General features: G+C 35.3%; 20 protein-coding genes and 2 pseudogenes. 14 read left to right on the top strand and 8 right to left on the bottom strand.

Annotated elements, in window-relative coordinates; genetic code table 11:
* Positions 1-312: 312 nt before the first annotated feature.
* Positions 313-1,144, bottom strand: a pseudogene (locus B1K52_RS04620) (IS3 family transposase).
* A gap of 109 nt (positions 1,145-1,253) precedes the next feature.
* Positions 1,254-1,466, bottom strand: coding sequence for a hypothetical protein (locus B1K52_RS04615; RefSeq protein ID WP_179106468.1), 213 nt, complete (start codon positions 1,464-1,466; stop codon positions 1,254-1,256).
* 168 nt (positions 1,467-1,634) lie between these two features.
* Here B1K52_RS04615 and B1K52_RS04610 point away from each other — a divergent pair, with 168 nt between their 5' ends.
* From B1K52_RS04610 to B1K52_RS04590, 5 genes are all read left to right on the top strand, one after another.
* Positions 1,635-2,573 carry a DUF4238 domain-containing protein gene (locus tag B1K52_RS04610; protein ID WP_077305764.1) on the top strand — a complete coding sequence of 313 codons (939 nt, stop codon included), beginning with the start codon at positions 1,635-1,637 and terminating at the stop codon, positions 2,571-2,573.
* Positions 2,574-3,021: 448 nt separating this feature from the next.
* Entirely contained in the window at positions 3,022-3,171 is a 150-nt protein-coding gene (locus B1K52_RS17855) for a hypothetical protein (protein ID WP_179106467.1), read from the top strand.
* 217 nt (positions 3,172-3,388) lie between these two features.
* Positions 3,389-3,997: a hypothetical protein gene (locus B1K52_RS04600; RefSeq protein ID WP_077305760.1), complete on the top strand. Its 609-nt coding sequence runs from the start codon at positions 3,389-3,391 to the stop codon at positions 3,995-3,997.
* A gap of 5 nt (positions 3,998-4,002) precedes the next feature.
* Positions 4,003-5,835 (top strand): DUF6792 domain-containing protein, encoded by a 1,833-nt coding sequence (locus B1K52_RS04595; RefSeq protein ID WP_077305758.1) that lies wholly within the window; start codon positions 4,003-4,005, stop codon positions 5,833-5,835.
* Entirely contained in the window at positions 5,836-6,174 is a 339-nt protein-coding gene (locus B1K52_RS04590) for a hypothetical protein (RefSeq protein WP_077305756.1), read from the top strand. It begins immediately after the preceding gene.
* A 271-nt stretch (positions 6,175-6,445) separates the two neighbouring features.
* Here the strand turns inward: B1K52_RS04590 and B1K52_RS04585 are convergent, their stop codons facing one another.
* The gene (locus B1K52_RS04585; protein WP_077305754.1) at positions 6,446-6,646 is read right to left on the bottom strand and encodes a hypothetical protein; all 201 of its coding nucleotides are present in this window, start codon (positions 6,644-6,646) and stop codon (positions 6,446-6,448) included.
* Positions 6,647-7,400: 754 nt separating this feature from the next.
* On the opposite strand from B1K52_RS04585, the gene B1K52_RS04575 reads away from it, so the two are divergent.
* The 4 genes from B1K52_RS04575 to B1K52_RS04555 all read left to right on the top strand — a co-directional run bounded on the left by B1K52_RS04575 (position 7,401) and on the right by B1K52_RS04555 (position 9,463).
* Positions 7,401-7,646: a hypothetical protein gene (locus tag B1K52_RS04575; RefSeq protein ID WP_077305750.1), complete on the top strand. Its 246-nt coding sequence runs from the start codon at positions 7,401-7,403 to the stop codon at positions 7,644-7,646.
* Positions 7,647-7,995: 349 nt separating this feature from the next.
* On the top strand, positions 7,996-8,277 hold the full coding sequence (locus tag B1K52_RS04570; RefSeq protein ID WP_077305748.1) for a helix-turn-helix domain-containing protein: 282 nt from the start codon (positions 7,996-7,998) through the stop codon (positions 8,275-8,277).
* A 466-nt stretch (positions 8,278-8,743) separates the two neighbouring features.
* Complete coding sequence (locus B1K52_RS04560; RefSeq protein ID WP_077305744.1) at positions 8,744-8,992, top strand: hypothetical protein; 249 nt, start codon at positions 8,744-8,746, stop codon at positions 8,990-8,992.
* A gap of 225 nt (positions 8,993-9,217) precedes the next feature.
* Entirely contained in the window at positions 9,218-9,463 is a 246-nt protein-coding gene (locus tag B1K52_RS04555; RefSeq protein ID WP_077305742.1) for a hypothetical protein, read from the top strand.
* Between the two features lie 127 nt (positions 9,464-9,590).
* Here the strand turns inward: B1K52_RS04555 and B1K52_RS17850 are convergent, their stop codons facing one another.
* Complete coding sequence (locus B1K52_RS17850; RefSeq protein WP_179106466.1) at positions 9,591-9,758, bottom strand: hypothetical protein; 168 nt, start codon at positions 9,756-9,758, stop codon at positions 9,591-9,593.
* 1,348 nt (positions 9,759-11,106) lie between these two features.
* Positions 11,107-11,205: pseudogene (locus tag B1K52_RS18195) on the bottom strand (ATP-binding protein); the annotation flags it as partial.
* Between the two features lie 666 nt (positions 11,206-11,871).
* Between B1K52_RS18195 and B1K52_RS04545 the strand changes: the two are divergent.
* From B1K52_RS04545 to B1K52_RS04530, 4 genes are all read left to right on the top strand, one after another.
* Positions 11,872-13,473 (top strand): winged helix-turn-helix domain-containing protein, encoded by a 1,602-nt coding sequence (locus tag B1K52_RS04545; RefSeq protein ID WP_077305740.1) that lies wholly within the window; start codon positions 11,872-11,874, stop codon positions 13,471-13,473.
* A gap of 335 nt (positions 13,474-13,808) precedes the next feature.
* Positions 13,809-15,818: a type I restriction-modification system subunit M gene (locus B1K52_RS04540; protein ID WP_077305738.1), complete on the top strand. Its 2,010-nt coding sequence runs from the start codon at positions 13,809-13,811 to the stop codon at positions 15,816-15,818.
* Positions 15,818-17,020: a restriction endonuclease subunit S gene (locus tag B1K52_RS04535; RefSeq protein WP_077305736.1), complete on the top strand. Its 1,203-nt coding sequence runs from the start codon at positions 15,818-15,820 to the stop codon at positions 17,018-17,020. Before B1K52_RS04540 ends, B1K52_RS04535 begins: the two co-directional genes overlap by 1 nt.
* Before the next feature lie 19 nt (positions 17,021-17,039).
* Entirely contained in the window at positions 17,040-20,030 is a 2,991-nt protein-coding gene (locus tag B1K52_RS04530; RefSeq protein WP_077305734.1) for a type I restriction endonuclease subunit R, read from the top strand.
* Positions 20,031-20,083: 53 nt separating this feature from the next.
* Here the strand turns inward: B1K52_RS04530 and B1K52_RS04525 are convergent, their stop codons facing one another.
* Together B1K52_RS04525 and B1K52_RS04520 are read right to left on the bottom strand one after the other, a co-directional pair.
* Positions 20,084-20,362: a hypothetical protein gene (locus B1K52_RS04525; RefSeq protein ID WP_077305732.1), complete on the bottom strand. Its 279-nt coding sequence runs from the start codon at positions 20,360-20,362 to the stop codon at positions 20,084-20,086.
* Positions 20,355-21,329, bottom strand: coding sequence for a ParM/StbA family protein (locus B1K52_RS04520; protein ID WP_077305730.1), 975 nt, complete (start codon positions 21,327-21,329; stop codon positions 20,355-20,357). Before B1K52_RS04520 ends, B1K52_RS04525 begins: the two co-directional genes overlap by 8 nt.
* A 238-nt stretch (positions 21,330-21,567) precedes the next feature.
* On the opposite strand from B1K52_RS04520, the gene B1K52_RS04515 reads away from it, so the two are divergent.
* The gene (locus B1K52_RS04515) at positions 21,568-22,635 is read left to right on the top strand and encodes a four helix bundle protein (RefSeq protein WP_077305728.1); all 1,068 of its coding nucleotides are present in this window, start codon (positions 21,568-21,570) and stop codon (positions 22,633-22,635) included.
* Between the two features lie 236 nt (positions 22,636-22,871).
* Here the strand turns inward: B1K52_RS04515 and B1K52_RS04510 are convergent, their stop codons facing one another.
* On the bottom strand, positions 22,872-23,768 hold the full coding sequence (locus tag B1K52_RS04510) for a hypothetical protein (RefSeq protein ID WP_077305726.1): 897 nt from the start codon (positions 23,766-23,768) through the stop codon (positions 22,872-22,874).
* Between the last annotated feature and the right edge of the window lie 270 nt (positions 23,769-24,038).

Below are 24,038 nucleotides of genomic sequence, written 5' to 3'. Positions count from 1 at the left end.
AGGGGGTGATAGGAGAAACTATAGAGGCAGGTAATTAAATGAAAGTATATGAAAGGAGTAATAGCTATGGCAGCATGGACTATTGTGATTTCTGTTTTAGCAATTATTGTCTCAATAGGGTCACTGATTATCACACTAAAAAACAGATAAATCAATTTGAGAATTACAAGGTAACATAGTGGTTTCTCCTTGTAATTCCACAGACTTTGACTCTAAATGCAGAGTTGGCGAGTTTATGTGGCAACAAAAGCTTTCTAATTTAAAAGTCCTTAGACTGACCTAGCGATGTGAGGCACAAACAAAACACCCTTATTAGGCTGCCATGCTACCATATTCCTTTGGTGCATGGCAGCCTAATTTTTTTTTGGATACGCTCTTCATTATAATACTTCATGTATCGGTGAATCCGTTCGATAACTTCTTTCTCTGTTGTGGAATTGAATCTTGTGTACATAAACTCCTCAGACTTTAAACTCGAATGGAACGATTCAATTACCGTATTATCCCAACAATTTCCTCTCCTTGACATGCTGCTGGTTAGTCTTCGTTCTGCTAACTCTTGTTGATAACCATAAGACGTGTACACACTTCCCTGATCGGAATGTACAATAAAGCCTTCTGGATTATTTCGGCTCACTACGGCTTTTCTCAATGTATTCAGGACAAGTGATATCTGTTGATGATTATCCAAACTGTATGCGACGATTTCATTGTTGTATAAGTCCATGATGGTAGAGAGATACAACGTTCTTGGTCCGTATTGGATATATGTTATATCTGTGCCCCATTTTGTATTAGGGTGCATAGCCGTGAAGTCCCGATTCAGAAGGTTCGGGGCGATGATGACAGACTCCCCCTGCGATTTCCATCTCTTTTTCAACTCCTTTTCTATCTCCAAGTACTTTTTTAGAATTTCATTTTCTACTTTTAAGTGCTCGATTTGTCTGTTCGTTCTTTCCTCTTTAGAAGCATATTCCGGTCCGTAGCCGTAGCTGTATTGCTTTCCAATCGGCTGATCAAATCGATGCATCTGATTATCCCGATACCATTTCATCCACGTCTTAATCTGCGAGACATTTTTAATCCCATGCTTCTCCATTAATTGTTGGTTGGTATACTGACCACTTAATTTATCTTTTACCACTGCCTATTTCGTTTCTGCCGAATATCTATTTTTCTCCATAAAAATACCCTCCAAATGTACACTTATTCTTAGTGTATCACTTGAAGGGTGTTTTTTATGTCCCATTTGACTAGTTTAGTCTATTAATTGGAGGTTTTTTTTCAATTCCATGTACTGCTGCCATATCCTTTTGATAAATAAATTCAAATGACTCAATTTCATCCTGCGTGAACTGTGCAAGCTTCGGATGCTGCGTTGTCAGCTCAGGCATTACTTTATGATCATCATCTTCACTATCCACAAAAGCTAGTAAAGCTTCCTGCGAAATATCCATTCTTGCCAACATACTCTCCATACAATTCAATTCTGATTGGTCTTAACATAATATCTCCTCCTTTTACCTCTATAATCGCATCCAAAGAATAAAAGGTGTGATATAATTTCTAAAATTCTAGAAGGAATATTGGGTGAATATATCGAATTGTGAAATTAGAAAAGAAGGTGAAGTTTCATGGGGCAGATCGTTAAGTTACAGCACTATGTACCTAGGTTTTATCTTGAGAAATTTGTCGACCAATCAGGTCAATTGCATGCATATGATAAAATATTTCTTAGTTCTTTCCCTCTGAATCCAAAAGCAGCTGCAAGTGAAAGGTACTTTTATGATTTGTTACCAGGAAGGGTACAAACAGTTGAAACCCAGATTAATCAATTCTATGAAGATGAATTCTCTTCATTTTACCCTCATTTCATGGAAAGGGTAGAAAAACATCATTTTTTTAAACTTAGTTATAAAGATAAAGAAGTTATTGCTAACTTCTTGGCATATCAGTATCTGCGCACTAAACGATTTAGAGAGGAAAGCTATAGATTGGGGACGGGGATAAATCTATATGAGCCTTTTCAAATCGGACTATCACCATTAGTAGCACATACTATGTTGATTGCGGGGCACCCATTACAAAAGTTTGTGAAGGAAAATCTCCTTAAAAACTTTTATTGGGTGGTATTTAAGAATACATCAAGTCTTCCTTTATGTACTTCAGATCATCCTTTTGCTCAAAAACAATCTTTAGATCAGATACAGGCTAGGTTTAACGGAGATAAGCGATTTCAAAATATGGCTACGTTAAGTGATGAGATCCATTTCCCGCTTAGTCCAAAGTATTCTTTGTGCTTAGTACAAAAAGGGTTTGCAACTTCATGGTTTAAGAGAGTCAGAAATAGGAAGATTGATATAGGGGAAATTGAAGTAAAGCAAATAAACTTCTTCCAAATTAAAAGTTGTTATAGATTTATTTATCTCAGTGAAGATGATTACTCCCACGTTGAGGAGATAGAACGAATTTTAAGACATAAATTAATAAAAAATGGTCGGGATCCTTCTACTATTCGAACTCCTAAACCTAAAAACATACACGGAAGAAAAACAAACAAAGGAAGGCGATAGCTACTTATTGCCTTCCTTTGTTGTGTATATGTCTTCCAACACCACACCCAGCAACTCAGCTAAGCTCACAGCCTTATCAAGTGGCGGGTAGCTACGACTTATTGTATGAAGAGGGCATGCTACTCGAGAAGTTTCCAAATATTAATGATATTGCTAAGAGAATAAATAAAAAGATGGAATTATTCTCTCATTCTAATCTGGACATAGATCCGATTGTCAGCTTTCTAATTTCAGATGAAAAGAGGTATAACCCTTTCTATAAAGCAGCTCACAATGGTAGTAGAAAGCCTATTGGGCTATCAAGGAGGGGGAAGAGCAATGTAAAAGTTGCATGAGAAGCCTCTGAGCGTCTCTGAAGATATCAAGATAAGTTATCAGAAATGGCAATAACGTTAATAAGAACCGATAGGATAATAAAAACAGTCAACCAAAGAGGAAGTATGCGTGGATGGATGAGTACATAAAACGAACCGGAGAAGTGGCCATGGAACAGGCAAAAAAGAATAATACTTATATCGTATACGAAAAGGATGACAAGTTGGTAAAGGAGTACCATAATGGCAATATTATTCCATTAAACGAGGACGAAAAAGGATAATAGCATTATTGTCAGGAACATCATACTGGCACATATCCCCAAGACTAAAGAACCGTTTTTGGAAAAGTCCCATACAAACACTGGGAATGATTGGATGTGTTTTGTATAATTTTTATGGACTACAGCAACAATCCAAACCTTATGGGGGTAACGCTGCGTGAAATATAAATTAGTAATCATTCTGATACTTACAATACTGATTTTAGGAGGATGTAATATGAGAAATGGAAAAGAGTCGCTCTCCCCTTCTGACATGGATCCGAATGACTTACCGGATGTACCTGCATTCCAGGATGAAATTACAAGAGATTACCTGGAATCTACCGAACCAGTTAGAGAGGGTTATTACCCATTCATTTCCGGTTCAAATTCGTTCACTTTTGATTTTCCTGAAGAAATGGTAGTAGATGAAACAAGCATAGTAGGCAATGAGGCAAATTCAGAATCTCTTATCTTTTATTACGATGACAATAATGCAGAGGTTATGGATGAGTACACAATTCATTACCTGAGTTCCATGTCCGATGTTGAATCTAGTAAAGACGTTATGAATAAGAGTGCTGGTATAGAGTTAGATTTTAAATCGGTAGATACAGATAATGAAGGACAGTATATGGAAGTTGCAGAAGTGGAATCTGACGATTCTTCTCTATCATTGGCAGCTTTAATATGGAATGATGATAAGCAGGAAATACAGGTTTTTACAGAAATAATTTGCAGGAATGACATAGAAGCGCAACAGTGTAATTCTCTGAAAGAAGATGAAAGAAAGAAAGTAACGGCAGTTATGAAATCTATAAAATTTAAAGACAATAAAGGTAAGTGACTTCAATGGCTGATAACATACTTGATTATAAGTCAATTGCGATGCGATTAACCAATGAAGAATATAAAAATATGTCTACTAAGAACTTGGAGTCAACAATACGGCAGGTTTACTTAGAGGAAACAGGTACACTCTTAAATGCAGAAATTAAAATAATCCATTCATCTGATACTGATAATGACCTAATTGGCCCTACTGGTTATGACGGAACGGCTATCTATCTTAATGAAGGAAAAAGGGAAGAATTGTATATTATTTCCCAAGGTACTACCAATGGTCCGGATTGGGGTTTTAACGCAAAAGGACCTCTTGGTGGTGAATCTATTGATCAACCAAGGGCAACAAACGAATTTGTAAAAGAAGCGAAAAAGAAACTTGTCGTGGATAATAAAACAAAAATTATATCGTGGGGCCATTCTTTGGGGCATCACAACAATGCCCAAGCCTATTTGGGTTATGACTCATTTGATGAAGTCTATGGAATAAACGGCGCCCAAGTTAATGCTTATCAAATTTATAGTATGAATCGTAATTTCAGGAAAGCAGTTTTAAATGAATTTAACATTAGAAGTAAAGAAGATCTTCGAAAATTGGTACCAGTCGAAGAGTTTGAGAGCTTTACGAAAGACTATTTCAAAGACAAATCTGGTAACATCCATCAAACTATATCATCAGATGACCCTTTAAACGGTTTAACCCCTTCCGTTCCTGGAATAGTGGAATTTGGACAAGTTGAAGTCATTGATACTAACCCTAATGTTCCAGGCATTGGAGAATTAGCCAAGGACATCCCACAGAATGTTATAAAGGATGTTCAAGATTTAGCTATAGCTTATGCCCAAGCTGATAATGCAGGCGGTACAAAAGCAGTTGCTAATCAGCTCTTTGGAGTGAATATGGACTATCTGAAGGATGTAAACGGCTTAGGGAGTTTCTTGAGTTGGTATACGTTTAACCAAGGAGAATTTGATGAAACGGTTAAAGCTCTAAATGAGAGTGTTCCGCCTATACTTGGTAAGGTAAGGGTCGTTTTGGATAATAAAGACATAATTTTTGGGCGTTTACAAGAAGCTGGTTATATTTCAGTTAAAGAAAAAGATACGATGATTGAAGAACTGGAACTGATAGAGTCACACCTCTCAACAATTGAGGATGGATTAAATACGAATGCTAAATTATCTGGGTTTCAATTTATGCAAGATATTTCTACTGTCTCATTCGGTGGAAGTCTGTTATGGATGAAATCGTCTCTGGCTTCATCACTAGAACGAATGAAGGAAAGCGGTTTTTTTGATAGCCTCAATAATATAGCACATAGCCATAGTATACCAGAACTACTTGCTGCAATGTCCGACGGAAAAAAGAGTTATTTCGGAACAGATATGGTCTACACAGCAACCAATGGCGACCCTATCAAAGTAAACATCTCCGCAGCACTCCGCATGTATCGAGAGACCCTCCCCATCCTAGAAGAAAAAGAAACCAAGATACGGAATTTCGAACAGGCGGTAAAAGAGGAATTGGATGATAGTTATAAGGATGAAAAGCGGAAAGTACAGGACGAGATCGATCGTATGGAATCAAGTCCAAGTAGTTACCGTGACTTATTAGCCAAACATGGACATTTACCAACATTTAATAAAGAAATGAAGTCCATTAAAGTACATGAAGTCTTTTACCTATTAGAGAATAGGGATTTTGATGAGGAAATCCATGCGCTGAAGAAATCGGTTGAGAGCGGCAAGCTATATATCGAAAAGTACCGAAAAGCCATCGAGGGTTTATTTGACGAAGAGGACAATGTATCCAGGCTATTCGATTTTTCCAGGAGGTTCTAAATGGGACAGCAACGTACATTCCGAGTTACCGAACAGCTAATTCCTAACAAGGATTACTCCGACAAGAAAAAGGCTCTAAAGGCTCCGATTGATGGGATTAGAGAAAATGATGAACGGTTCTACTCCTATGTTAATAAGATAATCATTAGTGAAGATCAAAAAGGTAAAATCATTGATGCGATGAAGAAAGAAACGGCAAATCGGATGAATCATGATGAAGGACTATGTGAAGATGTTACCAGGAAAATAAACAAAGCTGTAACTACATTTAATGAGCAAGTAGCAGAAATGAAAGAGCAGCAGATATCGGTTACTTATGAAGACCACAATATGGAATGAAGAAGGAGGAACTGGCTATGAGTACTAGTTCCTTTTTCTAATTCCAATAATAATATATCGAACTCATCCACATTGCTATTGAGGCTTTTCTACTTATGCCAAATGCAATCGTTTAATGGAAGTCTTTTAATTTCCAGTTTGACACATATGTTGAAGGGATACTTAAACCGAGTTTTTACTGCATCTGTTTCTGAATAAAATCCATGAGCATTTCTTTTGTTTATGGGATTGATGGACTTTTAAACCAAAAAGTTAAAAACTATATATTATATTAAGGGGAAGGATATTTATCAGCAAGATCTTCTTCGGAGCCCTTTAATAATTTCTTGAACTCTTCTTGTAGTTTTTGATATTCTTCTTCTTTGTTATTAAGATAGAAGCTATTAAGGCTTTCTTTGAACTTTTCGTGTCGAGCTTTAGACTTCTTGGCGCTTTTAATTATATTTTGTCTTATTTCTTTTCCAATGGGCATTTTGTCTCTCCTTGATTTAATTTTATGATATTGCTTATCTTTCTAAATAAGAAGTTAAAAAGTCGTGTGTATAGGTTAATCAGTTGGATTAGGTAGTCGAAGAGAGCATTAGCATAAACCACTTGGATTAATTTTCTATTTAAATTGGCTAAGGAGGCTTTTAAAAAACTTTTTGATCTTAAAGGGGCCGTCTTCTAGTATCTCGCAATACTGAATTAGCCTTTCGTTATCTTTACGAAGTTTAATCGTGGAGAGAGAGGGAGTGATCTTTGGGATTTGGACATCTGTGCGTTGTTTATGCCTATCCGTACCTTGTTTTATGCGGTGATCAACTGGGATAATTACAGCTGCTTTTTTGTATCTTTTCATTGTCAATCACCTCTTACAGATATTATATAATGGGTTGAAATGGATATAAAGCCATAAGGAGATGTTATTTAGCAAGATAGAAGTAGAAATGTATACATTCTCTTCGTTTTTTACTATGTTTTCTGTATGAAAATTACGCTTAATGTATACATGATATCGCTTACTATCCCCTTGGGAACAGCAACCATGTGCAAAAATGTATACAAAATTGACGGTCGTTAAAAATGTAGAGTATTTGATCAAAATATTAAATTTTATCCGAGACTACTGATAGCTAAAATAGAAACAATGCTCTGATACTTAATTAGCAAATGAGCTGTCATTTGGCGAAAGGATACGGCAAAAAAGAGTGGTTATTACTAAGGGAAGAAGAGGGGGTGAAGATATGGAAAGTAAGGTATTAGATCTGATTCATGAGGTTTGGCAACATCATCCTACAATGCGCTTCTTTCAATTGCTGGATTGGTTGGAGCATGAGTATTCCTCAAGAAATAACAGTTTTGGAAAAAGAGAAGGAGTAGAGATCTTAGCAAAAGGAGATAAGCAGCCGTTCTCATTTATTGATTTATATTATCTTGACGATGAGCATTTTGAAGAATTCTTGTTACAAATCGTTTCGGAACAGAGGTAGTATACCTGATGGCAGAGGGTATATATTGCTGGGGAAAGTTAATGTAAAAGCAAAGGTTTCCTTAATATATGCGGCGATTAGTAAAATAATAATAGCAAATTGTAGCAGGCTGTTCTAGCTCTTTAGTCTATGTGTATTATCAAACTCATGGGGAGCTTTTATTAGAAGCTGGTAGCAAAATTTAGTAAATAATTTATATAGGGTTATGATTCGGGAATCCTGTTTTTAAAAAGTACGCCCTCTCCTATTAATTAAACCTCTCAATGAGTAATTATTTTATTTGTATTGCTTAGTATAAGAGGTATTAAAAGACAGGTATTGCATAATTGCAATTCTTAGGAGGGAAAGAATGGGACACGCAGAGGTTGATATAGTCCAGATGATTGATGAACGATTTGGAGAATTAGTTGAAATTTTAAAGAAAAAACGAGGTTATAGTTTGCATGAAATATCGGAAAGAACAAATCTGTCCCCTAGTTATATATTTCGCTTAGTAAAAGGGTATAGAGGATGTGAATTGACTACAAAACTGAACATCTTACTAAATGGTTTTGGCATGGAACAAGAGGCAGAAAAATATTTAAAGGCTGTTATTCGGAATAAAGAAGCATTGAAAAAAATTACAGATTAATTGCACCAAAAAGGCTGTGACGCAAAGTGCGCAGCCTTTTCTATTTATTTGAATCAGGATTCCCGAATCATAACCCTATACAAGTATATAACAAAATATTTTTTAGGTATTATACATGAAGAGCATATCCTTGATTTGAAAGTTATAGTTGTGGGGAGTGGATTATTAGAAACAAACGAAAATAGTTATCCCGCTGCTTATGAAGATGTAATAGCGGTAGGTGCATTTAATCAGTAAAACGGATTGGTCTTCTTATCAAACACCAACAAAAAGATTTACTTATACGTTAAATAATGGTGTTTTAACGAATGCGAAATATCCCTCAATGCACTATCTTACTTGGAAACCTTGGATTTTCTATTGATCACAATATGAGTGCTTTTAATTGTTTAACAAGGTAATCCCAATAAATTTAAAGCATACGGTAATATAATGGAAAGAAAAGGAATTATAGGGAGGATTCACATTGAGAGGATATTTATGGATTGTCTCTGTCGCTATGCTCATATTAACTATTACTTTATTTCAACTTGCAGTGGTCTATAAATTGCCAGGAATTATAGGAATGTTATTTTTAATGTTTGGTGCATCACTTGCGATTTTATCAGCCATATTTAGTGAAGGACGACCAAGAATAATCTTGCTCAGTTTTTATGGCGCAATATTATCAATATTTATTGTGTTTACATTAGGTTTTGGTATTGCTCATATGTGAATTAGAATTTAGTTATTTACTAGAAAGTGTCAAAGAATGAGTAATGATGATGAGCCTTTTAATTCTCTATCGCTTGTGGGCTTTAAAGAGGAGTTTCTTGGTCACTTTTAAGTTTTGATATATTTTTCTTGCTAGGTTTTCTTTTTTCTTAGAAAACAAAAGGAGATAAATTAATATAAAATAGTAGCTATAACTGGCGGTGTTTTAGGATTTTTAATATCTTTATTGGCGCAGTTGTTTGCAGTTGTTGATGATTCTTATGGTTTTGGAAACGATGGAATGGTAGGCATGGTTAGTGGCATTGGTGCTATTATTGGAGCTTCGTTAATGAAGAAACGTCCATTGATTGCAAGTCTTTTATTAATTGTTACGGCTATAACTGGTTTTTATGGGTTATCTGTCTTTTATATAATTCCTGGAATCGCAACCTTTGGAGTGGGAATTTATCTGTTGGTAAAGAGGAATAAGTAGGCGACATGAGTTACGAAAGCCACATAGCCTTATAGTAATAAAGATGAAGGTTAGCGAAGAGCAATCCCAATTGGATTGCTCTTCTTTGTATCCTAACAACTCCATTACATTTAAAGTAATGAGTGAGCTATTTTTTAAACCATGAGTGTATTCCAAATGGACCAGACTGAAGCTCTCGAATCCTTTTCAGCAATAAGGCATTTTCTTTTCTTAGTCTTTTTACACCGTTGGATTCGCATGTTTTTGCAAGTGGTAAGTTAAGGCTTTTTCTTTTTGTATTTACTTTATTAATCATATACACCACCACCTTAAATATACATTTAATGGTCGTCCTATTTAAATTGTTGAGCATTTACATGCTTTAATCGTGCTCCTATTGCCTCAAAACTCAGTTACGTTTCTTTCCACACTTTCATTTAAATTATCTTATATCTGAATTGGTTTGAGGACAAAATTGCTGGAGGATAAATAGATAATACATTAGGATATATACCACCATTATAACAAAAACGGATCAAAATCCTGTTATTACAAGCGTAGCTACGAGTAACAAAGGTGATGGAAATATATAAGCGAAGGTTGCGTTCAAGGTCTTTAATATCTTGAATTTCAATATGATTGAAGCCAAAACCCTATAGGATGCAACTATGAGGAGGAAGGGATTTAATCGAGAATAATTTCGCAGCAACTCAAAGAAGCTGGTCTATAGCTGTCTCAACCAATTTACGTATCACAGAAAATTAGTGGAGGTTAGATGAATTAAGAATATCAATACTAAATCAGGATTCCCGAATCATAACCCTATACAAATATATATAATAAAACTAGTAGTCTTATATAGTAGGAACGATGCCCTTGAGTGAAATGATTTAAGATAGGTATCAATTGAGTTAAATATATTCAAGAATACTCATACCAATAGCAGAGTTTGATTAAATGAGGCACTTTTTAACCAAAAAGTTCAAAAGTAAGTCCTGGCTTCATTTATCCTAGATGTGATTTATGAGCATATGCGACGTTGATAACAAATTAATTAGTATTTGAAGGTGGGAGCAGACTTACATAACACAATTAGTGGAGAATTGTTTAGTGAATATATATTTGGTGATATGAAATGAAGTAGGATTTGACGAGATAGTATTAAATAGATCAGTAAACCTAGATGATTAAATTGGTTTAGTACTCTCACTCAAGAGGAACGAATTGAATCTAAGGGAATTTACATCGAACATATGATTTTTTTGGTGAGAGTAGGAGAAACTGTCCTTGTTAACATGGATTAATGGATTGAGATTTTGTTTTCTCTGAAATGCGCTGTTGCAGGACCAGAATTAATTGTAAACTGCAGTTTAGAACGGTAGAACTAAACAGCGTTTTGACAATAGACAAAAAAGTTGCTGTTTTGGACAATGTTTGTGGCAGAAGTTTTGAATATTGCCGTTTTTGGATGATATAAGTATTAGTCGTTTTGACTAATGACAAAACGGGAGTAAATTTATGATTTCCAATGGAATAATTACATGTAAGTTAAACCCCATACAGGATACATAGGAGAGAGCTGTATTTTGCAAGATAAAAGTACATAAGATTGCAACATAATTATACATAGCCAAAGTTTTAGTTTTTCCTCGATAGAGTATGAGCAATTCAAAACTGTCACCCGTGAAATTTAGGATATGGGCATGATGAATGACAGGGTCCACAAGTGCTGCAGTCAATCTAAAGTCTCCGAAGATGCGATTCCGAGAAATTGGGTGGGTTCCTCAAAATCAATAATGAAAATCCTAATGGTACTGTATCTAGCCTAATTGAAGATTTTAATTATGTTTTAGATTTGGGTGGACCAAATAGAGAAAAGAGAAAAGGTAGACATTATCTCTATGTCGTTAAGTTTTCCGAGCCACTTATATGAACTCGAAAAGGCTATTACCAGAGCGGTCAATCTTAATGTCCCAGAACAGGTAACAATGGTGATGGCTCCATTGAGACAAACGAATATAGCTATCCAACTGCTTATGATGATGTAATAGCTGTAGGTGCTGTAAATCAAAAAAAGATTGGCATTCTTGAGATTGACTTATTTCTTGTAAACTGCAGTTTAGAACGGTACAACTAAACTGCGTTTTGACAATAGACAAAAAAGTTGCTGTTTTGGACGGTGTTTGTGGCAGAAGTTTTAAATATTGTCGTTTTTGGATGGTGTAAGTATTAGTCGTTTTGACTAATGACAAAACGGGAGTAAATTTATGATAGCGAAGTAATATGGATATTAGTTGTTTTACAAGAACGTTCGTACACCATCAATCTTTATAAAAAAGTATTACTAGAACCTGCTAAGACGTAAAAAAATATATACGGCTTGTTTCTTCAGAGTATGATATGAAAAAACAAGAGAGGATTTATATGTTATGTGCTTAGCGGAAAAGTCATATGAACACCAATTGTCAGAATCTGATCTGGCTATAGCGGATTACTCTAAAAGAAATAAAGAAAAGTTAATGAAGTTCCCTAATATGAGTCCGAGGTTTGATGTTACAACGAAGAAAGTATACTGCGTTTACGAGCCCAGGAGCATCGACGACTTATTACAACCATTGAAAAGTATCTCAAAAAAAGATTTAGATAGTAACCTAATTAAATTCGGTTATTGGCAACAACGAGAATATGCTTATCAAAAGTTAAATTTATCAGATGCAAGAGTTAAGAAGAAAAAGAACAATAAAGATAAGGCTATTAAATATGAACCCCGAAACAAAAGACTAACAGAGGTGGCTGAATTCTTTTCATCTGTTTTTGATACTGATGCAAGTGTCTTCGTTCATTTGCTGAATAAGGAGACTGGAGATACTTACTTCCAACCTGCTGAATCTTTAAAAGATAAAGTCAAATTAACCTCTATCCTACACTCCCATCGGTTTAGAAGAAACAATGATCTCATGTATTCTTTATCAACCTTTAAAACAATGAAAAATGCGACTGAAGAAAGCGTGTTTTCTATCCCGTTAATACAGGTGGACGTGGATTACCGAAAGATTCCTCGATACAGAGAAAAAACTCCTGAGCAAGTGTCCCAACTTATCCTCGAAAAAGAAGTTGGTAACACTATTCCCCACCCTTCCGCAATTGAATATGGACATCAACTACGATTGTTATACAAGATAAAAGACCTTTACATGAAAAAGGGTTCAAGCTCTTCCAAAAACGTAGCTACAAGAATATCTGCTACATTTGCCAAAAGGTTGTCTCAATATGGAGCAGAAGGTCAACCTATTACATCCCATGGAAGAATACCTGGCAGCATCAATAGCAAAGACGGGAGTAAAATTCAGTTAGAGATGTTTGGATATAGTTATGAAATTGAAACTATAAAAGAGGAGTGGTTAGACCCTCTCCCAGACTGGTATTATGATTGGAAGGCTAAACGGAAAGGAAAAAGTAAAATCAGATATCTTCCCGGTACCTATACCTTAAATATAAAAAGGTTAAATGATTTCTTTCGCATTGTAGACTATTTCAATGGCGACCTAGATGGAAGGAGGTTTCTCTGCTTCACGGTTCGCTCGCAAGCTATAATGGCCGGATACACGTCTGAAGAAGCAAAAGATATGATGTTTGATCTTAACAACCGCTTTAAATCCCCCTTAAAAGAACCCCTCATTGAGCAAGACACCCGAAATGTTGAAAGAAAACAGTATGCTTACAAGAGTAAAAACATATTGGAGAGGCTTAGCATTACTCCAGAGCTGGAAGAGAAGTTGAATTTAAAGACTATAATCAGCAGTACAGAGAAAAAGCGGAGAAATAGAGTGAATAAGTCTAGGCGGTATCGAGAAGAAGCTTATGGAAATCCGATTATAAGCAAAAGGTCATTAATTGAAGCAGAGAAGCTGGAAATAAAGGCTTTATGGGATGAAGGAATCAAGAAAAAAGAAATCAGCAATATACTAAGTATTAAACCCAAGACATTGCAAAGAAGAATGAGAGAGATGGAAAAGGAAGGCTTAGTTTAATGAGCCTTCTATTTTTGTTGTGATGTGGATAGATTTGCGGTAATTCTGTTAATAGTGTTGAAGTAATTATCTAAAGTGGACATTTTTCTCCTCTTATATGGGAGTACTTATGCAGAACGAAAAGACTGCATGCTACAAGCAGATATAGAAAAGTTAAAGCAATTCTATACATTCAATGAACAAGAAGTCTTTAAACAATACGAACGACACTTATAATTAAACTATGCTTTCCTAAATAAGTAAATTGCGCTTACTATCTTATTATTTGTTCAAAAATTTGGTAGTATAAAAGTATTGGATTCATTAAGAAGCAATTAACATCGAGGAGTATACAAATGATAAATTTTCAAGAAAAAGTTTCTTTTATTTGGTCTATAGCAGAGCTGCTTAGAGGCCCATATAAGCCAGAAGATTACGGGAAAGTAGTTTTACCGATGGCTGTATTAAGACGTTTTGACAGCGTGCTGGATAGCACTAAAGAAGATGTACTAGACAAATATGAGCAATTTAAAAACATGCCAGAAGAGTCTAGGGATGAAATACTAAACCGAGTGGCAAAGCAAAGATTTAGTAATGTAAGTAACTATGATTTTTCAAAATTACTAAGTGATGCAGATAACATAGCTGATAACTTGCGTGATTATATAAATGGATTTTCTAAGACAGCAAGAGACATCATTGAGTATTTCGACTTTGATAAGCAAATAGATAAGATGGAACGCAATGATTTACTTTATCTGGTTGTGAAACGTTTTGGCGAAATAGACTTACATCCAAGTATTGTATCTAATGTAGAAATGGGATACATATTTGAAGAGTTAATTCGTCGTTTCAGTGAGCATGCAGAGGCTGGTGATCATTACACTCCTCGTGAGGTCGTGCGTTTGATGGTAAATCTATTATTCTTAGATGATGAAGATATCTTAACGAAACAAGGGATAACACAAACATTATACGATTCATGTGCAGGTACAGGTGGTATGGGCTCAGTTGCACAAGAATATTTAAAGGAATTAAACCCAACAGCCGAATTAGAATTTTTTGCACAAGAATTCAACGAGGAATCCTATGCGATTAGTAAGGCTGATGTTTTGATTAAGGGCGAGGAAGCCAAAAATATTCGATTTGGGAACACCTTATCAAATGATGCCTTCTCTGAAATGACCTTTGACTATCTAATAACTAATCCACCATATGGAGTGGAATGGAAGCCAGCAGAAAAAGCGGTGAAGGCTGAATATGAGGAAAAGGGTTATAATGGAAGATTCGGAGCAGGTCTGCCTCGTATAAATGATGGACAACTTCTTTTCTTACAACATCTTGTATCCAAGATGAAACCCGTAACAGAAGATAATCCAAAGGGATCCCGTCTTGCCATTATCATGAATGGGTCTCCTTTATTTACTGGTGATGCGGGAAGTGGAGAGTCTGAAATACGTAGATATTTAATCGAGAACGATCTGGTTGAAGGAATTGTTGCTATGCCAACGGACCTTTTCTACAATACTGGGATTTCAACTTATGTATGGATACTAACTAATAACAAGAGTCCATTTCGTAAAGGGAAAATTCAACTTGTAAATGCCGTAGAGTTCTATCAAAAGATGAGAAAGAGTTTAGGTAGCAAACGAAAGGAACTATCGGAGGAGCACATTGCTGAAATAATTAGATTGTATGGAGATTTTAAAGAAGGTAAGCAGGTAAAGATTTTTGATAATGAAGACTTTGGTTATCAAAAGATTACAGTAGAAAGACCGTTGCGATTAAACTTCAAGATTAACGAAGAAAGAGTAGAAGAATTAAATAATCAGACTGCTTTTGCAAACTTAGCAAAGTCTAAGAAAAAAGGCGAGGCTGGTTTAGAGGCTATAGAGTTAGGTAAACAACAGCAAAGAGCCATAGTGAATGCTTTGCTAGCAATGAAATCGGATGAGACATATAAAAATAGAGAAGAGTTCACGAAGAAGCTGAAGAAGAAGTTTAAAGAAAACGATATCAAGGTTGGTGCCCCTTTATTTAAAGCTATTCTAGCTGCGTTGTCTGAGAAAGACGATACAGCTGATATTTGCGTAGATAGTAAAGGAACCCCTGAACCAGATGCGGACTTACGTGATACGGAGATTGTACCATTGAAAGAATCTATTCATGATTACTTTGAAAGAGAAGTAAAGCCACATGTTCCAGATGCTTGGGTTGATGAATCTAAGACAAAAGTAGGTTATGAAATTCCGTTTACACGTCACTTTTATGAATATACGAAATTGAGAAGTTCAGAAGAGATAAAAGAAGAGATAAAAGAGTTGGAAGAGAGTATTTTGGAGAAGTTGAAGAAGGTGATGGGATAATGGAAATAATAAAGAAATACCCATCGTATAAAGATAGTGGGGTTGAATGGATAGGGCAGATACCGGAGCATTGGAATTTAATAAAATTAAAAAGAAGTTTTAAGATAATGAATGGAAAAGAAATACGAAATGAAATAGATATTAACGATTCAGAAGGAATAAATGTTTTCGGTTCCGGAGGGGTTTTTAAAAAAACTAATCAATTTTTATATAATGGACAATCAGTTTTGTTCGGTCGAAAAGGAACTATTGGAAAACCATTATACGTCGACGGAAAGTTTTGGACAGTGGATACAATGTATTACACGAAATTTCATAAAGGAATGCAGCCGAAGTGGTTTTATTATATGTTTAATGTGTTCCCTTGGGACTTATATACGACAAAAACTGCATTGCCTAGTATTGTAGGTACTGATATAGAGAATGAGTTTTGGGCCGTACCAGATCTACGTGAACAACAGGAAATAGTTAAACTATTGGATAATAAAACCACTGAGATAGACTTACTCATAACCGACAAAGAAAAGCTCATCACATTACTTGAGGAAAAACGGCAAGCAATTATTAGCGAAGCGGTAACAAAAGGGTTAAATCCTGATGTAAAAATGAAGGATTCTGGTGTGGATTGGATTGGGGAGATACCTGAGCATTGGGATTTAATAAAGTTAAAAAGATGTTTGAAGGTCATGAACGGAAGAGAGATACAAAGTGAGGTAGGCGTTGACGATCCAGGAGGAGTAAATGTTTTTGGATCAGGAGGGGTTTTTAAAAAAACTGACAATTTTCTATACAATGGACAATCAGTTTTATTTGGCCGAAAAGGAACAATAGGCAAGCCCATTTATGTCGAAGGGGAATTTTGGACTGTTGATACAATGTATTTTACAAAGTTTTATCAAGGGATGTTGCCTAAATGGTTTTATTATATGTTTAATGTCTTTCCGTGGAATTTACATGTAACAAAAACAGCATTACCAAGTATTGTAGGAACTGATATTGAAAATGAGTTTTGGGCGGTACCTCACTTGAATGAACAAAAACAAATTGTTGAGTTGTTAGAGAGTAAAACCACTAAAATCTCTGAAATAATCATAGAAATTAAACAACAAATTAACAATTTAAAGGAATACCGCCAATCTCTCATCTATGAAGCTGTCACTGGAAAAATAGATGTCCGTGAATACAATCAAGTATCATCATAAATGAGTGGGGGGATGAAATGTGGCTGTAGACACTTCTGAAAAAGGTTTCGAATGTAATATAGAAACTAATCTAATTAATTCAGGTTATATTCAAAGAAGCCTTTCTGGTCAAGCCTTAGATGATTTTAGAAGGTACGCAATTGATGTGGAGACTTTTTTCGAGTTTCTGGAGAATTCACAACCGAAGTCACTAGAACGCTTACGAAAAGCCTATAAAGACCAATACAAAAAGAAGATCTTAGACCGTGTACACAAAGAACTGGATAAACGTGGAATGATTGATTGTTTGCGTCATGGAGTAAAAGATTATGGAGTAACCTTAAAGCTAGCATACAATAAGCCTGTTAGTGACATGAATCAAATGTTAATTGATCTGTATGGAAAAAATACCTTTACGGTTAGTAGACAAGTATTCTACAGTAGTAAAAATAATAATAGCATTGATATGATGCTCTCTCTTAATGGCTTACCCATAGTTGTTATGGAGTTAAAGAATCAACTAACTAATCAAACGGTAGAAGATTCCAAGAATCAGTTTAGAAAAGATCGGGATCCTAGAGAGTTGCTATTCCAGTTCAAGAAACGAGCCATTGTTTACTTTGCTGTGGATACGGATGAGGTTTATATGACGACACAACTGAATAGGGAGAAAACGTTCTTCTTGCCTTTCAATAGAGGGAATGATGGAGGCAAGGGAAACCCTGTTGTTTATAATGATTACCGTACGTCATATCTATGGAATGATATCCTTCAAAAAGATAGCTTACTAGATATTCTCTTTCGGTTCGTCTATGTAAACCAAGAAGACATATTAGATTCTACTGGAGAAATTATAGATAAAAGAGAAACGGTTATCTTCCCTCGATACCATCAGTTGGATGCAGTAAGAAAGATAGAGCTAGATGTGAAAGAGAAAGGAGCTGGCCAAAACTACTTGATACAACATAGTGCGGGTAGTGGTAAGACCAATAGTATTTCTTGGTTAGCTCATCGTCTTGCTAAACTCCATGATGAAATAGATAACGCAATGTTTACCAGCGTTATCGTTATTACAGACAGACGGGTATTAGATAAGCAACTGCAAGACGCTGTTTACCAATTGGAGCATAAAGCAGGTATGGTAGAGAAGATAGATAAAGACTCCGCTCAATTAGCAAGAGCTATAGCCAATGGCACGAGAGTAATCATTACCACCCTTCAAAAGTTCCCATTCATTATAGAAAAGTTAGGAGAGTTTTCTGCTGGTAAGTATGGAATAGTAATAGATGAAGCTCACTCTTCCCAAGGTGGCAAGGCTTCGACAGCAATGACTAACATCTTATCGGATAAATCGTTAGAGGATGCTTTTGAGGCTGATAGATTAGCCGAAGAAAACATGGAAGATGTAGATGAGAAGATTGCAGAAACCATCGCAAAAAGTGGAAAACAAGATAATATCTCTTTCTTTGCTTTTACTGCTACACCAAAACCGAAAACTATTGAACGGTTTGGAACTTATGATGAGGATGGAATGCCACATGCTTTCCATGTTTACTCTATGCGACAAGCAATTGAAGAAGGTTTCATTTTAGATGTATTAAAGAATTATACAACGTATAAAACCTTCTATAAAGTAGCCAAAAGTATTGAAGATGATCCAGAGGTTTCTAGTAAGAAAGCCACGAAGCAAATTGCTAAGTATGTATCTTTACATCCACATAACATTGCTCAGAAAACTGAAATTATTGTGGAACACTTTCGACAAGTAACTAGGCATAAGATTGGTGGTCGTGCTAAGGCCATGGTAGTTACAGGTAGTCGTCTGCATGCTGTTAGATATAAGCAAGCATTTGATAAGTATATCAAAGCAAAAGGCTATGGTGATTTAAGCACTTTAGTAGCATTTTCAGGAACAGTTGAGGACAAGGGAGTGCCATTTACAGAACCTGAGATGAACGGTTTTGGAGAAAAAGAATTACCAGACAAGTTTCATACCGATAACTATCAAGTTCTATTGGTTGCTGAGAAATACCAAACAGGTTTTGATGAACCGTTACTTCACTCCATGTATGTTGATAAGCCACTAGATGGGATAAAGGCGGTACAGACGCTTTCTAGGCTAAACAGAACTTGTAAGGGTAAAAATGATACCTTTGTGCTTGATTTTGTGAATGAGGCAGAAGATATACAGAAGGCTTTTCAACCATATTACGAAGTTACGGGTTTAGAAAGTACAACAGATCCTAACTTGTTATATGATTTAGAAAGAGAATTAGATGCTTGTCAGTTGTACACAAAGGAAGAAATCGAAGAGGTTTGTAAATTAGAATTTAGTGAGAATAGGAAGACAACTAAGACACAGGAGAAGTTGAATTCTATCCTAGATAAAGCTGTGAATCGTTATAATAAAGAATTATCAAAAGAGCAGCAAGAAGACTTTAAGGGAGCTACTACTAAATTTGTTCGAACGTATGCTTTTATCTTGCAGATAGGGCCATTTGCAGATATCGACTTACATAAGTTATATGTATATCTAAATTATCTATTAAGAAAACTGCCTAAAAACGTTTCTGATGGTGTGTATCTAGCAGATGATATTGCACTGCAATACTACCGGAACGATAAAGTATTTGAAGGTAATATATCACTTCATCCCAACGGAGAATCTACACTAAAACCTCCAAGTCACGGTAAAGGACAAACTGGTGAAGAGGAAAACGAAAGGCTTTCTTCTATTATTAACAGACTTAATGAAAGATTTGGAACGGAGTTTTCAGAAACAGATAAGCTATCCAGAGATCAAATAAAAGAAGATATGATAAATGATGAGGATTTAGCTCAAAAGGCACAGAATAATACACGAGAGAATTTTAAATTTGCCTACGATAAAGCCTTTTTGGACTTTGTAATATCAAGAATGTCGCAAAATGAAAAGTTCTTTATGAAGATGTTAGAAAACGGTGAATTTAGATCGTTTGTTATGGATGATATGTTTGAAGAAGTATACGATGGCTTAAATGAACGCACATAAATCAGTACAACAAAAAGGACCATACGGGTCCTTTTTAGTTTGTATAAGATTCCTTAGAAGAGGTCCATGACAACATCCTTAACTTGCTCATCAATAAATTCGGCTGCTTTGTGAGCACTTGTATCATCTATATGAAATCCATCTTCTTTCATTCTCTTTGCTACATATTCATATATTTGCTCTAAATCTGAGGTATCTTGATTTTCCATGTCTTTACGAATCAATTCCCGGATGTATGCACTTAATCCAATTGACCTTCTTTTGTTCTCAATATAATGGATTAAATCAGAGTCTTTAGAGAGGATGCTAATGGTATACCTGGCATTAGGCATATTTGACCTCGAGGATTTTGAGGAAAGACAGGCAATTGCTAAACTGAGCGTTATCAGTAATGACTGCATGAGGAAATTCCTGTTTGATATACCTTCTAAGAATAATTGCTCCACCACCTACAAAGTGGATATCAGACATATTGAAAGTATACCCTCGGCTCTTTGCAAATTGAATAATCTGCTGTAAATGTTCATATTTTAGTTCCTCAATAAATATTTTGCTGTCTTCGAATATCTCTCCCCTACTTGCAAAATATCCGTTTCGAAGAACTTGTTCTAAATCATCGGAAGAAACTGAAAGGCCATAACGTTCATTAATAACCTTTCCTATCTTTCCCTTTAGGGCACTATTAACACCTAAATCGCTGACTATCATGGTATTAATGAGCGGTTGTATCCCACTGAATTGACAAAGAGTTGTATTTAGTCCGCCTAAATCAATTACAATTGTGTTCTTGTTTTTGTACGCTTCTGGTTTGGCGTAAATCTCACCCATACATTCAAATGCTAGGGTTACGTTTGATAATCCGAATGAGTAGGCTTTTTCATTAACCACCAAGTGTACAGTTCGTCCTTGGTTTTCTACCATCTGCTTGAAATTTTCCTTTTGAACAGAATCCTTGTACGTAGGAATAGGAACATTTACAGCCAATCTAATCTCAACATTAGAAGGTGCGTTTGCTTTCTGCAGCATATGTGAAATTGCAGTGTAAATGGAGATCTGGTGGATGAGGGAGGCTTTGTTTAGAGAAAAGTCTGCGAACTGTTCACTCACCATATCGCCTATTAAATATTCACCCCCGTTATACTTCACTAAGTAGGACTTGGGTTGAATTTCCATCCCTAATCGAGAAACTGACATTAATTTAGTACGAAAATTGGTCTTGAAGGTACTTCCTTTGTAGCGGGCAATTGATTTGGTCTGATATTTGCCACAATCGATGGCAATCATTATAGTTTCTTTCATCTAAACCACTTCCTTTTATTTAATAGATTTAACAATTTATACTATGTACCTTAATCATAAATATAAGAAGAAATCATATTATTTGGTTCGAGCAAGTGTGATATTTTCATAAGTTTCATAAGTGATACTAGAACATGGTCAAACCTATTAAACTATTTATTCGAGAAGCGAGGTAGTAGAATAGACTTATAAAGAAGGAAAAAATCAATACTTATTAGAAAAAAGGAGTCGAAAGAAATTGAATAAAACAGTAGTACAAATACAAAACTGGTATCGAAATGAAAGAGAATTATCTAACTACAGTATCATTGACATTGGTGAAAAATTGAGAAACCTAGCTGAGAAAGGATTAATTTGGGTTCTTAAAGATTTAAAAGATTTAACAGAGACCGAAGAGATTGTGATTAACTACTACCTACATAAATATAGAGCTGTTCAAATTTACGATAATCTCCAGGACGTATTCCACATCCCTCCTTCAATTGATGAACGTGCAAGTACTCCATTAAAATCCACAAAAAGAACCAACCCTCTACAAAACCCTCAGCATTCCCTTGAAGTAAGAGATGTAAAACAATTTATTGGCTACAAGAAGGCAAAGGAATTAGAAGAGCGAATCATAGAATTATGCAGGAAATTTCCTTCATTTGAGGTTGACCATATTGTTAATCAAATTATGAGGAGTGCAGAGTCGATTAAAAGAAGAATACAAATAGGGGAGCAAATCTATATACGAGAAAAGTTTAACCAATACAGTATAGCAATAGGATCTGCAAAAGAAACTTCTGCATGGATCCAGGTCTCATTGGGCCAAAAGTATATCACCCAGACCCAATTCGAGGAATTAGATAACATGGTTAATCAAGTGGTACGTATTCTAACGAAGACCTTATCCAATATTAAAGAAAAAGAGGGTAAAGGATTAAATCTGCCAAACCCATATACTCCTAATGTGAAAAACTTTGGAGCATATAAGAATGCTTTGCTGTTGGTAGAAAGAATATATGAAGTTACAAGAAGAAAAGAGTTTTGGAAGGAAAAGGACCTTGTAAGCAAAATGAGAAAGCACGCTACTTCATGTATGGCTAACGTTGCCGAAGCACATCAATTACATATTAAAAAGAAATTTCGTTTCTTTAATGATTCTTTGAAAGCACTAAGAGGGTTGGAAAGTGCGTTGGAAACCTCGGTAAGTAAAGGTATTATCCCTGGGAAGTCTTTGAAAGAGATAGATGAAGTTAGGATATCTATAAGAAATGTACTTTCAACGAACATGAAAAGAATTAGTGGTGAGAAAGTAAGTTAAGCCTTTTGATAGAGTATATAGGAGTTCTTGCTGATTATTCTTTGCGAAGGAGACTAGCTTAACTACGCAATTGCTCGTTCCACAAAAGAGTGAAACGAGCAATATCATTGAAATGATATCCAATAGGGCTTCAAAAAGTTATGTATATAGTTTTGGTTTGATTATTTAGCAGTGAAATTAAGTGAGCCCGCATTCTTGTGTTTGTGAAAATTTCTATCTTTCAACATAACTTAGAGTTATTTGTATGTTTCTTGTTTAGTTAATTTAGACATAGATATTCCCAAATATAAGAATAAAGCAAGTAACTGACTAATAAATAAAGATATTAAGAACCACTTAGTTATACCATCATTGTACGTGTTTTGAGGATATGGTAGGAGAGTGCTTGGATAAGCTATGCCAACTATGCAAGCATATATAAGAACCCAAAGACCTCCCCATAATCCAGTTGGTTTTCCGTAATCATTTAAAATTTTCGTTTGCTCTTCTCTTCGTAACTTCAGAATGGTCAATTCATTCTCTAAATTATTTAACTGCTTGATTTTGTCTCTGTATATTTGCTGGTTAACCGGGTTGCTTCTAAAAAGAAGTTCTGCATTTATACTGGGGGGAGGGAAGTTTATCCCAAATGGATTGTCAGATGTCTTAGGTATCTCAGCCCAAATTGTTTGATAAACTAACTTATGCCAATCTCTTCTTCTATCAATCTTTATATTATTCTCTTTTAAGAAGTCATCAAATTCTTCTGGAAAAGTCTTAGATTCATCTATTAATTTTATTATATAATCGCCTATGGATAATAACTCATCTATGTACGGTCTTACTTTCTCTAAAGAAAGACTAATTGAACTATCTCCTTCAAAAATCTCTTCAATAGGCTTTCTTTCTATAATTAATTCCTCGCAATGTTCATATATAAAGTCATCTACATCCTCTTCTAGTAATTCAATCTCTATCTCGCTTAATATCCTTTCTTTTGCAGTCATATCGTTGTCTAGCTCATGTAGTCTGCGAACTATTGCATTTTTTTCACCAGCCAAAGTAATAACTCTACTCACTAAGAATCCACCAATTATGGCTACAAGTGCTGAAGTAGCTGTTACGATCGTGGATATTAATATATTTAAGTCCATTTCATCTCACCCTCCTATACAAATTTAAATATTTGATTAGATGATAGCATAAATGCATCGAAGACTGCTTGTTCATAAAATATAAATAAACAACAGTTCATCGTTGATGTAAAGAAGCCAAAAATCAGTAGCACAAAAGTATACTTTTTGGGAATGTGAAAAATAGTGTTCCAAAACTTTGCGTTCCTACTTTTGGAATGTTTCAAGACCTTCACAGACCTTTTGGGACCCTTTATAATAGAAATATAAAACGTACATTCTATAGGAGGG

Source organism: Terribacillus halophilus (assembly GCF_900162685.1).
Lineage (GTDB): Bacteria > Bacillota > Bacilli > Bacillales > Amphibacillaceae > Terribacillus > Terribacillus halophilus_A.
Note: the sequence above shows the minus strand (reverse complement) of the source record. Positions and strands in the feature narration are given on the sequence as shown.